Below are 12,190 nucleotides of genomic sequence, written 5' to 3' on the forward strand. Positions count from 1 at the left end.
GTGGGATAACTGTAAAAGTATACGGGGGCTTCGGTGGCGGCTTCCACGCCGCAGGCGACAAAAACCACGCTGGCTACCACGCCCGCTTCCCCGGCCGGCGGCCAGGCTCTGGGCATGACCCCGTCGAGGAGACCCGCCATGACCCGCTACGCCAGCATCCTGGAGACCATCGGCCGCACCCCGCTGGTGCGCCTCACACGGCTCGCGCCGCCGGATATCAACCTGCACGTGAAGGTGGAGGCCTTCAACCCCATGGGCTCGGTGAAGGACCGCATGGCGCTGGCGGTGATCGAGGCCGCCGAGCGCAGCGGCGCGCTGCGCCCCGGCCAGACGGTGATCGAGGCCACCAGCGGCAACACCGGCATCGGCCTGGCCATGGTATGTGCCCGCAAGGGCTACCCGCTGGTGGTGACCATGGCCGAGAGCTTCAGCCTGGAGCGGCGCCGCCTGCTGCGCTTTTTGGGCGCGCGGGTGGTGCTGACTCCGGCCGCCGAGAAGGGCAGCGGCATGCTGGCCAAGGCGATCGAGCTGGCCGAGGCCCACGGCTACTTCCTGTGCCGGCAGTTCGAGAACGAGGCCAACGCCGAGGTGCACAGCCGCACCACGGCCCGGGAGCTCCTCGACGACTTCGCCGACGAGCCGCTCTACGCCTGGGTCACCGGCTTCGGCACCGGCGGTACCCTCAAGGGCGTGGCCCGCACCCTCAAGGCCGCCGATCCGCGCATCCGGGTGGTGGTCGCCGAGCCGGACAATGCGCCGCTGCTGGGCAGCGGGGAGGCCCAGTCGCCCGGGTCGAGCCACCCGCGCTTCCGTCCCCACCTGATGCAGGGCTGGAGCCCCGACTTTATTTCGGCGCTGACCCAGCAGGCGGTGAGCGATGGCCTGGTCGACGAGGTGGTGCCGGTGGCCGGCGAGGCGGCGCTGCGGCTGGCCCGCGACCTGGCCCGCAGGGAGGGCATCTTCGCTGGCATCTCCGGCGGTGCCACCCTGGCCGCGGCCCTGGCGGTGGCGCGCCGCGCGCCCCCCGGCAGCCATATCGTCTGCATGCTGCCGGATACCGGCGAGCGTTATCAGTCCACGCTGCTGTTCGCGGGCATCGAGGAGGAGATGAACGAGGAAGAGCTGGCCCTGTCGCGCTCCACCCCGGGCTATCGCTTCGATCGCCCCGCGGTGGCGCCGCCGGCCGAGCCCGTGGTCGCGGGGGATCGCGAGGCGGAACGCTTCGTCGACGAGCGCCTGGCCGAGGCGCCGGTGGTGATGTTCGCCCTGGCCTGGTGCGAGTTCTGCTGGGCGGCGCGCCGGCTCTTCGAGGGGCTGGGTATCGAGGTCTTGAGCGTCGACCTGGATGGGCCCGCCTGCCGGGAGGATGACCTGGGCGTGCGGCTGCGCCCGGTGCTGGCCCGGCGCACCGGGGCTCCCACCATTCCGCAGATCGCCATCGGCGGCGAGTGGCTCGGCGGCTGCGGCGAGCTGTTCGCGGCCTGGCGCGACGGCCGCCTGGGCGCGCGGCTTACCGCCTGTGGCGTCGCCTACGATGCCGGGGCCGAGATCGACCCGGAGCGCCTGCTGCCGGCCTGGCTGCATCCGCGCCCCGCCACGGCCTAAGCGCCCCTTTCCTCGGCATTTCTATCCACACGACACCGGGAGAATCGACCATGAGCTATCTCGAGACCATCGCCCCCGATCAGGCCCCGGAGGAGGTGGCGGCCATGTACCGCCGCCAGCGGGCCCATTATGGCTTCCTGCCCAACTATGCCCGGGTGTTCAGTCACCGGCCCGAGGTGATGAGCCGCTGGGCGGCCCTGCAGGCGACCATTCGCCGTCCGATGGCGCCGCGCCGCTTCGAGCTGGTGACCCTGGCCGCCGCCCGGGCCCTGGGCAATACCTACTGCGCCCTGGCCCATGCCCAGGCGCTCTCGGGGCTGCTGGGCAGGGCGGCGGCCCTGGCGGTGGCGAGGGGCGAGGAGGCGGGCCTGAGCGAGGCGGAGCGGGCCATGATGGCCTTCGCCGCCAAGGTGGCCCGCCGGGCCCAGGCGGTCACCGCCGAGGATATCGCCGCCTTGCGGGAGCACGGCCTCGGCGACGACGAGATCTTCGATATCGTCGCCGTGGTGGCGGCGCGGGCCTTCTTCACCCGGATTCTCGATGGCCTGGGCGTCCAGGCGGATGCCGCCTTCCGCGACTTCCCCGCCGAGCTGATCGAGTCGCTTAGCGTGGGGCGGCCCATTGCCAGTGAGGCTTGAGGAGGTTCTAGGCCTGGGTTCAGCTCTGCGTCGGCGGGTTCTGCTGGTTGGGCGGCACGATGCCCAGGCGCCTCATGCGCCGGTAGATGGTGGGGCGTGACAGGCCCAACTCCCGGGCCACGGCGCTGATATTCCACTGCTGGCGACACAGCGCCCGGTAGAGCAGGTCCTGCTCCAGCGGACGCGGGGCCGGAGCCGCCGGTTGGCTGGCGCCGCCCTCGCCGATGGCTGGAGTGGGCCGCCTGGCGCCGGGATGCGCCAGCTGGCCGTGGAGGCACTCCTCCGGCAGGTCGCCGACCACCACCTCCTCGCCGTCGCCGGTGGCCAGGGCGTAACGCAGGGCGTTGTGCAGTTCGCGGATATTGCCGGGCCAGGGGTAGGCGAGCAGGGCGCTGATGGCGTCGCCGCGCAGCCGCGCCCGGCCGCCGCGCTCGCGGTTGAGCTCGGCGAAGATCTGGCGGATCAGGTAGCCCTTGTCGGCTCGCTCGCGCAGCGGCGGCAGGCGCAGGCTGGCGCCGTTCAGGCGATAGTAGAGGTCCTCCCGGAAGCGCCCGGCGGCGATCAGCTCGCGCAGGTCCCGGTGGGTGGCGGCGATGACCCGCAGGTCGACCTTGATGGGGCGGCTGGCGCCGATGGGCAGCACCTCCTGCTCGGCCAGCACCCGCAGTAGCCGGGTCTGTAGCTGCAACGGCATGTCGCCGATCTCGTCGAGGAAGAGGGTGCCGCCATCGGCCTGGGCGATCAGCCCCTTCATGCCCTGGCTGCGGGCGCCGGTGAAGCTGCCGGCCTCGTGACCGAAGAGCTCGCTCTCGATCAGCGACTCCGGCATTGCGGCGCAGTTGATGGCCACGAAGGGTTGGTCGCGGCGCCGGCTCGAGTCGTGCAGGGCCCGGGCCATGCGCTCCTTGCCGGTGCCGGTCTCGCCCATCACCAGGATATTGATCGGCTCGTTACGCAGCCGGGCGGCCCGGGTCAGGGTGTCGCGCATGCTGGGATCGTCGTCGGCCAGGGCCTCCAGGGGGGCCAGGCTGCTGTCCCGGGCCGGCGCAGCGCCGCCGGCCGAACGGCGCGGCGGCTCGATCAGGGTGGCGAAGTGGATCTCCCGGTGGCGGCGGGTATGGAAGGCCTGGACCCGATCGTCGCTATGCCGGGGAATGGCCAGCACCTCGTCCACCCGGGCATCGAGCAGGTCCTGGATATTCCAGGCCTTGAAGGGGCGGGCCTCGCCGCCTTCGGGCAGCGGCAGCTCGTGATGGCGCAGCAGCTTGCGCCCGGCGGTATTGGCCGCCACCAGGCTGCCGTCCTCCTCGATGGCCAGCAGGTAACGGCGATTGATCTGCACGAACTCCCGGGAGCGATCCAGGCAGACGATGGCGTGGTCGCCATAGCGCTGCAGGAAGTAGGCATCTTCGATCATCTTGGCGGTGGTTTTCACCAGTTGCAGGGCGAAGGTCTGGGAGTCCTTGGTGACCGGTGATTGGTAGGCGGAGATATCGAGTACCGCCAGCAGGCGGCCATGGGGGTCGAAGATCGGCGCCGCCGTGCAGGTCAGGCGGATATGGTGGGCGCTGAAGTGATCGCTGTGGTGGCAGGTCAGCGCCGTGCGCTCGTGGATGCAGGTGCCCACCGCGCAGGTGCCAGCGTGGGCCTCGCTCCAGTCGGCACCGAGAAAGAGGCCGGTGCGCTGATGTTCGCGCTGGTCGGCCTGGGCGCCGAGGAACTGCACGGCGATGCCCCGGGCATCGGTGAGCAGCACCACATAGCCCAGCGGCGCCACCTGGCGATAGAGCTGTTCGACCCCGGCGCGGGCCACCTGGAGCAGGTCGTCGGCCTGGTCCTGATGCTCGCGCAGGGTGGCGCCGGGCACGTAGCGGGCCGGGGTGGGGCGGGCCGGGTCGAGGCCGTAGCGGTCGATGCAGCGCCGCCAGGAGCGCTCGATAATGGCCGCTTCTCCCTGGGCCCCGGGGCGATGCAGGGACTCGAGAATGGTCTCGACATGCTGGCGTTGGCTCAGGCTGGCGGTCATGACGTGCCTCTGGGGGTGTCGTTGTTATGTCTTCAAGGTAAGGGGCGGTCCCCCTGGTCGAGATACGACCTTGGTCGAGCGCCGTTACACCTGTAACGGGCGGCGCCGGGACAGCTGTCACGCCCGTTCGCCTCGGCGTTACGCCTTGGGCGGCCCTTCGGGTTATTTCTCTCCCTGTATTTCTCTTGGCTTTCAATTGGTTGCTCCTCTTCTGCGCCGGGTTGGCACGAAAGCTGCCATGCCATGGGCGTGGCCGCCGGATCGGTGGACCTGCCAATAACAAGACGAGGAGTCACGCCATGACCGCTTCTCCCCGGGTGACGCTGAGCCGTCGCCGTTTCCTCTCCCTGACCGGGGCCCTGGCCGCCGGCGGCCTGGCGCTGGGCGCCACCGGCCTGTGGCCGCGCTGGGCCCAGGCCGAGCCCGAACTGGCCCGGCGCCTGCTGCGCCTGGGTCGCGATATCTATCCCCACGAGTCGATCGAGGATCGCTATTACCTGGCGCCGCTGACGCCCTTGCTGGAAGCGCGGCGCGACGAGATCGCCGCCGGCCTCGAGGACCTCGACCGGCGTGCCCGGGCCGCCCACGACCGAGATTACGGCGAGATCGAGGGTGTGGCCGAACGCGAGGCGCTGCTGCGCGAGATCCAGCCCAGCGACTTCTTCCAGGCGGTGCGGGGCGCCCTGGTGGTGGGGCTCTACAACACCCCCGAGCTGTGGGAGCCCCACTTCGGCTATCAGGGCTCCTCCTGGGAACAGGGCGGCTACCTGAACCGCGGCTACAACGACCTGGTGATCGACTGGCTGTAAGGGAGAGATGCTATGAGTACGCGCTTTTCGCATGACGACGATGGGGTGGTGGTGATCATCGGCTCCGGCGCCGGGGGCGGCACCCTGGCCCATGCCCTGGCCAGGAAAGGCATCAAGAGCGTGGTGCTGGAGGCCGGCCGGCGCCACGCCATGGAGGAGATCGAGAACGACGAGTGGGCGATGTTCGAGAAGCTCTCCTGGCTCGACGAACGGATCACCGCCGGCCCGCGTCAGCTCACCGAGACCTTCCCCAACCTGCCTGCCTGGATCGTCAAGGGGGTGGGCGGCAGCACCATCCACTGGGCCGGGGTCTCGCTGCGTTTCCAGCCCCATGAATTCCGCATGCACAGCGAGGTGGGAGACCTTCCCGGCGCCAACCTGCTGGACTGGCCGATCTCCTACGCCGAGCTCGAGCCCTATTACGTCCAGGCCGAGCGCCATATGGGGGTGACCGGCGAATCCTCCGGGATGCCGCTTCACGACTGGAACAACAACTTCAAGGTGCTGGCCGAGGGCGCCAGCCGCATCGGCTACCGGCAGCTGCGCGCCGGTCCCATGGCCATCAATACGCGCCCCTACGATGGTCGGGCCTCCTGCATGCAGGCGGGGTTCTGCATGCAGGGCTGCCGCTTCGGCGCCAAGTGGTCGACGATGTACACCGATATTCCTCGCGCCGAGGCCACCGGCCTCTGCGAGGTACGCCCCAACGCCATGGCGCTTCGCATCGAGCATAACGACGCTGGGCGGGTCAACGCCGTGGTCTATGCCGACGGCGACGGCAGCCTGCAGCGTCAGCGGGCGCGGGCGGTCTGCGTGGCCGGCAACTCCATCGAGTCGCCGCGACTGCTGCTCAACTCCCACTCGTCGCTCTTCCCGGATGGCCTGGCCAACTCCTCCGGCCAGGTGGGGCGCAACTACATGACCCATGCCACCGCCTGCGTCTTCGCCGAGATGCCCAAGCCCGTGAACATGCATCGCGGTACCACCTTCGCCGGAATCATCTCCGACGAGGCCGGACTCGACCGCTCCCGGGGCTTCGTCGGCGGCTACACCCTGGAGGTGATGTCGCTGGGCATTCCCTTCTTCGCCAAGTTCATGGACCCGGGGCAGGGGGGCTGGGGCCGCGACTATGCCGGCATCCTCGAGAAGTACGACCACCTCTCCGGGGTGTGGATCTGCGGCGAGGACCTGCCCATGGAGGAGAACGGCATTCGCCTGCATGACAGCCGCCGCGACCAGTACGGGCTGCCGGTGCCCATCGTCTACAAGGGCGACCACCCCAACGACGAGGCCCTGCGCCGCCATGGCCAGCAGCAGGCGCGGCGTTGCTACGAGGCGGTGGAGGCGGTGCGGGTCTTCGATGTGCCGGACTTTCCCACCAGCCACAACGTGGGCACCAACCGCATGAGCGCGCGCCCCGCCGACGGCGTGGTGAACGGCTTCGGGCAGACCCACGATATCGACAACCTCTTCGTTTCCGACGGCAGCCAGTTCACCTCGAGTGGCGCCGAGAACCCCACCCTGACCATCGTCGCCCTGGCGCTGCGCCAGGCCGACCATATCGCCGAGCGCATGACGCGCGGCGAGCTCTGACAGGAGGACGCCCTATGCAACCCACAGTCGATCTGCGGCGCTGGATGTACCGCCATATGGTGCTTAGCCGCTACCTGGAGGAGCGCATCGAAGCGCTCTATATGGAAGGCAAGACCCCGGTCTTCAACATGGCCAAGGGCCCCATCCCCGGGGAGATGCACCTCTCCAACGGCCAGGAGCCCTGTGCCGTGGGGGTCTGCGCCCATCTCACGGCGGACGATATCGTCACCGCCACCCACCGTCCCCACCATATCGCCGTGGCCAAGGGGGTCGACCTGGACGCCATGGTCGCCGAGATCTTCGGCAAGGCCACCGGGCTCGCCGGTGGTCGCGGCGGCCATATGCACCTCTTCGACGGCGCGGTGAATTTCTCCTGCTCGGGGATCATCGGTGAGGGCCTGGGCCCGGCGGTGGGGGCGGCGCTCTCCCGCCAGATGCAGGGCAAGCCCGGGGTGGCGGTGGCCTTTATCGGCGAAGGCGCGGCCAACCAGGGCGCCTTCCACGAGGCGCTGAATCTGGCGGCGGTGTGGCAACTGCCGGTGGTCTTCGTGATCGAGGACAACGCCTGGGGTATCTCGGTGGCCAAGCAGGCCTCCACCGCCGTGCCGCGCAATGCCACCCGCGCCGAAGCCTATGGCATGCCCGGGCATCACGTGGCCGACAACGACGTGGAGGGCGTCTATGCCGCGGCGGGCGAGGCCATCGCCCGGGCTCGGGAGGGCCTGGGCCCTAGCCTGATCGAGATCGAGACGGTGCGCCTCGCCGGTCACTTCATGGGCGACGGCGAGGACTACCGACCCGAGGGCGAGAAGGCGGGGCTCACCGATCCCATTCCCCGCTATCGCGCGGCCCTGCTCGCGGCCGGGGTGCTCGACGAGGCGGGGGATGCCGCCCTGGTGGCCGAGGCCCATGAGCGGGTCGAGACGGCCATCCGCTTCGCCCAGCAGAGCGACTTCCTGCCGCCCGAGCAGGCGCTGGAAACCGTCTTCGTCTGAGGAAGCACAGCACAAATGTCTGCGCGGGCAAATCGCTGCGTTGCGCGGTGCTCGGAATCCTCACCTAGTACCGCATAGGCTCCGGTTCCTGTGCTCCGTGCGCCTTGCGCTTTATTCCGCTCGCCGATTTGTTCAGCGCTTCCTAATTACCAGGAGAAACGATCATGACTACTGCGACCAAGAGCGCCAGCCGCAAGCTGACCATGGCCCGGGCCATGGCCGAGGCCACCGCCCAGGAGATGCGCATCGACCCGCGGGTCTTCGTGATGGGCGAGGACGTGGGGCCCCTGGGCGGGGTCTTCGGTAATACCCGCGGCCTCTTTGAGGAGTTCGGGGCGGAGCGGGTGCGCGATACGCCGATCTCCGAGACCGCCTTTATCGGCGCCGCGGTGGGGGCCGCCTCCGACGGCATGCGTCCCATCGTCGAGCTGATGTTCGTCGACTTCTTCGGCGTCTGCATGGACGCCATCTACAACCTGATGGCCAAGAATACCTACTTCTCCGGCGGCAAGGTCCCGGTGCCCATGGTGCTGATGACCTCCACCGGCGGCGGCTACTCGGATGCCGGCCAGCACTCCCAGTGCCTCTACGGTACCTTCGCCCACCTGCCGGGCATGAAGGTGGTGGTGCCGAGCAACGCCTACGACGCCAAGGGGCTGATGACCGCGGCGATTCGCGACGATAACCCGGTGGTGTTCATGTACCACAAGGCGCTGCAGGGGATGGGCTGGCTAGGTACCGAGAAGGGCGCCACCGTGGCGGTGCCCGAGCAGCCCTACACCCTGGAGATCGGCAAGGCCGCGGTGACCCGGGAGGGGCAGGATCTGACCCTGGTCAGCCTCGGCGCCGGCGTGCATCACTGCCTGCGCGCCGCCCGGGCCCTGGAGGAGGAGGGCTTCTCCGCCGAGGTGATCGATCTGCGTAGCCTGGTGCCGCTGGATCGCGAGACGCTGCGCGAGTCGGTAGCCAAGACCGGGCGACTGATCGTGGTGGACGAGGACTACCACAGCTATGGGGTCAGCGGCGAGATCATCGCCAGCGTCGCCGAGCACCCGGGCTGCCGCCTGCGCGCCGCCCCCATGCGGGTGGCCTACCCGGATATTCCCATTCCCTTCGCGCCGACCATGGAGCAGTGGGCGCTGCCCAATGCCGACAAGATCGTCGCCGCCTTTCATCAAATGCTGACCGACAACTGAGGAGAGACCCCTATGACGACTGACATTACCGTACCCGCGGACCTCTGGGAGGGCGAGACCGAAGGCGTGATCACCGCCTGGCTGGTCAATGACGGGGCCGAGGTCGCCCAGGGCGACCTGGTCGCCGAGGTGATGGTGGAGAAGGCCCAGTACGAGATCGAGGCGCCGCACGCCGGGCGACTCAGCATCGCCAAGGAAGAGGACGAGGTGGTGAGCAAGGGTAGCCTGATCGCCACCCTGGAAGCCTAAGGAGGCTGGAGATGCGATTGGAGACCCCAGAAACCCAAGTGCCCGCCCCCGAGGGGGCGGATGGCGCCACGGCACCGATCAAGCTGCGCGGCATGCGCGGCATGATCGCCTCGAAGATGCTGCAGAGCCTGCAGCAGTCGGCCCAGTTGACCCATCACGCCAGCGCCCGCCTGGATGCCTTGCAGGCGTTGCGGAGTCATTGCCGGGTGCGGGGGCTCGCCGTGCCCTCGCTACAGGACCTGCTGCTGCGTCTGATCGTCCAGACCCTGGCCGATTTCCCGGCCCTCAATGCCACCCTGGAGGAGAACTGCATCACCCGGCATGCCGCGGTGCATCTGGGGCTGGCGATTCCGCTGCCCGATGACCTGCTGGTGGCTCCGGCGCTCTTCGATGCCCAGGCCCTGCGCCTGGGCGAGTTGCCCAGGGCGCGCCGGGCGCTGATCGAGCAGGCACGCAGCGGCAGGCTCGGGGTCAAGGCGCTGACCGGCGCGACCTTCACGGTATCCAACCTGGGGCGTTCCCGGGTGCACCACTTCACGCCGCTGCTCAACCTGCCCCAGGTGGCGATCCTCGGCATCGGTGGTGTGGAGTCCCGGGCCGTGCCAGACTCGGACGGCTGGCGCGCCGTGGAGGTGATCGGCCTGTCGCTGACCTTCGACCATCGCGCCGTCAACGGGGCGCCGGCGGCGGCCTTCCTCGATGCCCTCTGCGAGCGTATCGAGGGGCTGGCCGGCGATGCCTTCGACCCTGAACTCTGATGCGGAGCCTGACCCATGACCCACGCCTTCCCCCTGGAAAGTGACCCCTTGGCCCTGCGGCGCCCCAGCGTGGCGGAGGGCCTGGCCCTGGAGGAGGCGCTGCTGGAGTCGATCTGCCAGGGCGAGGGCGACGTCGGCCTGGTGGCCTGGTCGCCCCAGGATCGCGCCCTGGTGATGCCGCGTCGTCACGAGCGCCTGGAAGGCTTTCCCGAGGCGCGGGTGGCGCTCGCGGCGCGGGGCTGGCCGATCCGGTTCCGTTCCACCGGCGGTACCCCGGTGCCGCAATGTCCGGCGGTGATTAACGTGGCCCTGGCGCTGCGCTGCCGGGTCACGAGCTCCGCCGCCCACCTGGAGTGGGGCTATCACCGCCTGGGCGACCCCTGGTGCGACTGGTTGCGTGCCCTGGGAGTGGCCGAGGCCAACCTGGGAGCGGCCCCGGGGGCCTACTGCGACGGGCGCTTCAATGTACGTATCGGCGAGCGCAAGCTGGTGGGTACCGCCCAGCGCTGGCGGCGGGTGCGGGGCAGCAAGGACATGGCGATGCTGGCTCATGGCGCCATGCAGGCGGGGGAGACCCCGGAGGCCCTGGTAGGGGTCGTCAACGCCTTCCAGGCCGCCATTCATGACCCCGAACGCTTCTCGCCGGCTAGCCATATCGCCCTCGGCCAGGTGGTGCCGGAGGCGCGGGTCGAGGCGGCCCTGCCCGAGCTGCTGGCACGTCTGACCGAGGACGCCTAAGAGGTGATGCGCCGTGAGTGACTATACCGACTACCTTGGGGACGTCTTTTCCGCCTTCGGGCCGATCACGGCGCGGCGGATGTTCGGTGGCTACGGCATCTACCACGATGGCCTGATGTTTGCGCTGGTGGCCGACGAGATCCTCTACCTGAAGGCGGATACCCACAGCGTTGGTGCCTTCGAGGCGGAGGGACTCGAGCCCTTCGTTTACGTCAAGGGCGGTCGGCCGGTGCAGATGTCCTATTACCAGGCCCCGGAGGCGATCTTCGAGGATGAGGCGCTGGCCGCCGACTGGGCGCGGCGGGCCTTCGACGCCGCCTTGCGCGCTAGGGCGGGCAAGGAAACGCGGGGCGGGGGTGGACGCCGCTAGTCCTCGGCCGGGCCGGTGTTGCCCTCGCGCAGCAAGCCGCCCACCATGACCCCGAACGCTTCTCGCCGGCTAGCCATATCGCCCTCGGCCAGGTGGTGCCGGAGGCGCGGGTCGAATCGGCCTTGCCCGAGCTGCTGGCACGTCTGGCCGAGGCGCCTCCCATGGCGTAACGGCCCTCCCGTCGGCGATAATCCTTCCCGACGGGCTGCGAGCCCTTGCCGATAGGGGGCGGTTCTTGGCCCCCATGGAATAACGCTAAGGTCCCCCTCCATGAGTCAGAGTCCCCCTTCCATGCGAGCGCTGATTGCCTTCGAGGCCACGGCCCGTCTTGGCTCGATGACGGCGGCCGCCGAGGAGGAGGGCACCACCCAGCCGACGATATCGCAGCGTATTCGTGTGCTGGAGGAGCACCTGGGGCTACCGCTGTTCAATCGCAAGGGAGGGCGCCTGACCCTTAGCGCCCAGGGCGAACGCTTCCATCGGGAGATCGCCCCCGGCCTCAAGGAGATCCGCCAGGCCTGCGAGCGGCTGATGCGCCACGGTGAGCGCCCCCCGCCCGCGGTGGCGATCGCCGCCGGCTCGGGCTTTATGCACCTGTGGCTGCGGCCGCGGCTGCCGGCGCTCAAGCGGGCCTTTCCGGATTTCACCTTCAAGCTGCTGCCTACCGATCGGGCCGATGACCCCGCCCTGCAGGCCGCCGATATCGCCATCCGCTTCGGCCCCTATATGGCGCAGGAGCCGGGACGGCGGGTGGCCAGCGAGGCGGTCTTCCCCGTCTGCAGCCCCGACTACGCCAGCGAGCATGGCCTGGCGGGCACCCTGACGGCCTCTGACCTGACGCGGCTGTCGCTGCTGCACCAGGACATCAAGGATCCGCGCTGGCTCGACTGGGCACAGTGGTGCCGGCAGGCCGGCCTGAGCCTGACGCCGGAGGAGGACGCCTTCTCCTACCATAACTACGCCTTGCTGCTGAATGCCGCCCTGGCTCACCAGGGCGTGGCGCTGGGCTGGTCGCTCCTCGTCGAGGATTACCTGGCCAGCGGCGAGCTGATCGCCCTGGGGCCCCGGGTGATGCGCCAGGACTATGGCTACTGGCTCAGCGTCAAGCATCACCGCAGCGCGCTGGTCGAGCCGATCGGCGACTGGCTGCTCGACGCCGTCCATCGCGCCCCGTCGGGGGCCAATGCCTGACGGGGGCGTTGGCGTCGAATCC

The 12,190-nt window shown here is 69.4% G+C and carries 12 protein-coding genes; 11 read left to right on the forward strand and 1 reads right to left on the reverse strand.

Going from position 1 to position 12,190, the window contains the following annotated elements:
• Positions 1-138: 138 nt before the first annotated feature.
• Together ACZ5EF_RS07660 and ACZ5EF_RS07665 are read left to right on the forward strand one after the other, a co-directional pair.
• Entirely contained in the window at positions 139-1,605 is a 1,467-nt protein-coding gene (locus ACZ5EF_RS07660; protein ID WP_346064003.1) for a pyridoxal-phosphate dependent enzyme, read from the forward strand.
• 50 nt (positions 1,606-1,655) lie between these two features.
• Positions 1,656-2,243: a peroxidase-related enzyme gene (locus ACZ5EF_RS07665; RefSeq protein ID WP_346064004.1), complete on the forward strand. Its 588-nt coding sequence runs from the start codon at positions 1,656-1,658 to the stop codon at positions 2,241-2,243.
• Positions 2,244-2,262: 19 nt separating this feature from the next.
• On the opposite strand, the gene ACZ5EF_RS07670 is transcribed toward ACZ5EF_RS07665, so the two are convergent.
• Positions 2,263-4,269 carry a sigma-54-dependent Fis family transcriptional regulator gene (locus tag ACZ5EF_RS07670; RefSeq protein ID WP_346064005.1) on the reverse strand — a complete coding sequence of 669 codons (2,007 nt, stop codon included), beginning with the start codon at positions 4,267-4,269 and terminating at the stop codon, positions 2,263-2,265.
• Between the two features lie 299 nt (positions 4,270-4,568).
• On the opposite strand from ACZ5EF_RS07670, the gene ACZ5EF_RS07675 reads away from it, so the two are divergent.
• From ACZ5EF_RS07675 to ACZ5EF_RS07715, 9 genes are all read left to right on the forward strand, one after another.
• Positions 4,569-5,078 (forward strand): twin-arginine translocation signal domain-containing protein, encoded by a 510-nt coding sequence (locus ACZ5EF_RS07675; RefSeq protein WP_346064006.1) that lies wholly within the window; start codon positions 4,569-4,571, stop codon positions 5,076-5,078.
• Between the two features lie 12 nt (positions 5,079-5,090).
• Positions 5,091-6,671, forward strand: coding sequence for a GMC family oxidoreductase (locus tag ACZ5EF_RS07680; RefSeq protein ID WP_346064007.1), 1,581 nt, complete (start codon positions 5,091-5,093; stop codon positions 6,669-6,671).
• Between the two features lie 14 nt (positions 6,672-6,685).
• Entirely contained in the window at positions 6,686-7,666 is a 981-nt protein-coding gene (locus ACZ5EF_RS07685; RefSeq protein WP_346064008.1) for a thiamine pyrophosphate-dependent dehydrogenase E1 component subunit alpha, read from the forward strand.
• 164 nt (positions 7,667-7,830) lie between these two features.
• The gene (locus tag ACZ5EF_RS07690) at positions 7,831-8,862 is read left to right on the forward strand and encodes an alpha-ketoacid dehydrogenase subunit beta (RefSeq protein WP_346064009.1); all 1,032 of its coding nucleotides are present in this window, start codon (positions 7,831-7,833) and stop codon (positions 8,860-8,862) included.
• Between the two features lie 12 nt (positions 8,863-8,874).
• Positions 8,875-9,111: a lipoyl domain-containing protein gene (locus ACZ5EF_RS07695; RefSeq protein WP_346064010.1), complete on the forward strand. Its 237-nt coding sequence runs from the start codon at positions 8,875-8,877 to the stop codon at positions 9,109-9,111.
• An 11-nt stretch (positions 9,112-9,122) separates the two neighbouring features.
• Positions 9,123-9,869 carry a 2-oxo acid dehydrogenase subunit E2 gene (locus ACZ5EF_RS07700; RefSeq protein WP_346064011.1) on the forward strand — a complete coding sequence of 249 codons (747 nt, stop codon included), beginning with the start codon at positions 9,123-9,125 and terminating at the stop codon, positions 9,867-9,869.
• A 15-nt stretch (positions 9,870-9,884) separates the two neighbouring features.
• Positions 9,885-10,607, forward strand: a complete 723-nt coding sequence (locus tag ACZ5EF_RS07705; RefSeq protein WP_346064012.1) for a lipoyl protein ligase domain-containing protein — start codon at positions 9,885-9,887, stop codon at positions 10,605-10,607.
• A 13-nt stretch (positions 10,608-10,620) separates the two neighbouring features.
• The gene (locus tag ACZ5EF_RS07710) at positions 10,621-10,977 is read left to right on the forward strand and encodes a TfoX/Sxy family protein (RefSeq protein ID WP_346064013.1); all 357 of its coding nucleotides are present in this window, start codon (positions 10,621-10,623) and stop codon (positions 10,975-10,977) included.
• A 270-nt stretch (positions 10,978-11,247) separates the two neighbouring features.
• Positions 11,248-12,168 carry a LysR substrate-binding domain-containing protein gene (locus tag ACZ5EF_RS07715; protein WP_464123212.1) on the forward strand — a complete coding sequence of 307 codons (921 nt, stop codon included), beginning with the start codon at positions 11,248-11,250 and terminating at the stop codon, positions 12,166-12,168.
• The last annotated feature ends 22 nt before the right edge of the window (positions 12,169-12,190 follow it).

The organism is Bisbaumannia salifodinae, from assembly GCF_055388505.1.

Coding starts and splice junctions, on each gene's coding strand:
- ACZ5EF_RS07680 (WP_346064007.1), top strand. CDS start 5,091: ATGAGTACGCGCTTTTCGCATGACGACGATGGGGTGGTGGTGATCATC.
- ACZ5EF_RS07690 (WP_346064009.1), top strand. CDS start 7,831: ATGACTACTGCGACCAAGAGCGCCAGCCGCAAGCTGACCATGGCCCGG.
- ACZ5EF_RS07660 (WP_346064003.1), top strand. CDS start 139: ATGACCCGCTACGCCAGCATCCTGGAGACCATCGGCCGCACCCCGCTG.
- ACZ5EF_RS07665 (WP_346064004.1), top strand. CDS start 1,656: ATGAGCTATCTCGAGACCATCGCCCCCGATCAGGCCCCGGAGGAGGTG.
- ACZ5EF_RS07675 (WP_346064006.1), top strand. CDS start 4,569: ATGACCGCTTCTCCCCGGGTGACGCTGAGCCGTCGCCGTTTCCTCTCC.
- ACZ5EF_RS07685 (WP_346064008.1), top strand. CDS start 6,686: ATGCAACCCACAGTCGATCTGCGGCGCTGGATGTACCGCCATATGGTG.
- ACZ5EF_RS07695 (WP_346064010.1), top strand. CDS start 8,875: ATGACGACTGACATTACCGTACCCGCGGACCTCTGGGAGGGCGAGACC.
- ACZ5EF_RS07700 (WP_346064011.1), top strand. CDS start 9,123: ATGCGATTGGAGACCCCAGAAACCCAAGTGCCCGCCCCCGAGGGGGCG.
- ACZ5EF_RS07715 (WP_464123212.1), top strand. CDS start 11,248: ATGAGTCAGAGTCCCCCTTCCATGCGAGCGCTGATTGCCTTCGAGGCC.
- ACZ5EF_RS07670 (WP_346064005.1), bottom strand. CDS start 4,269: ATGACCGCCAGCCTGAGCCAACGCCAGCATGTCGAGACCATTCTCGAG.
- ACZ5EF_RS07705 (WP_346064012.1), top strand. CDS start 9,885: ATGACCCACGCCTTCCCCCTGGAAAGTGACCCCTTGGCCCTGCGGCGC.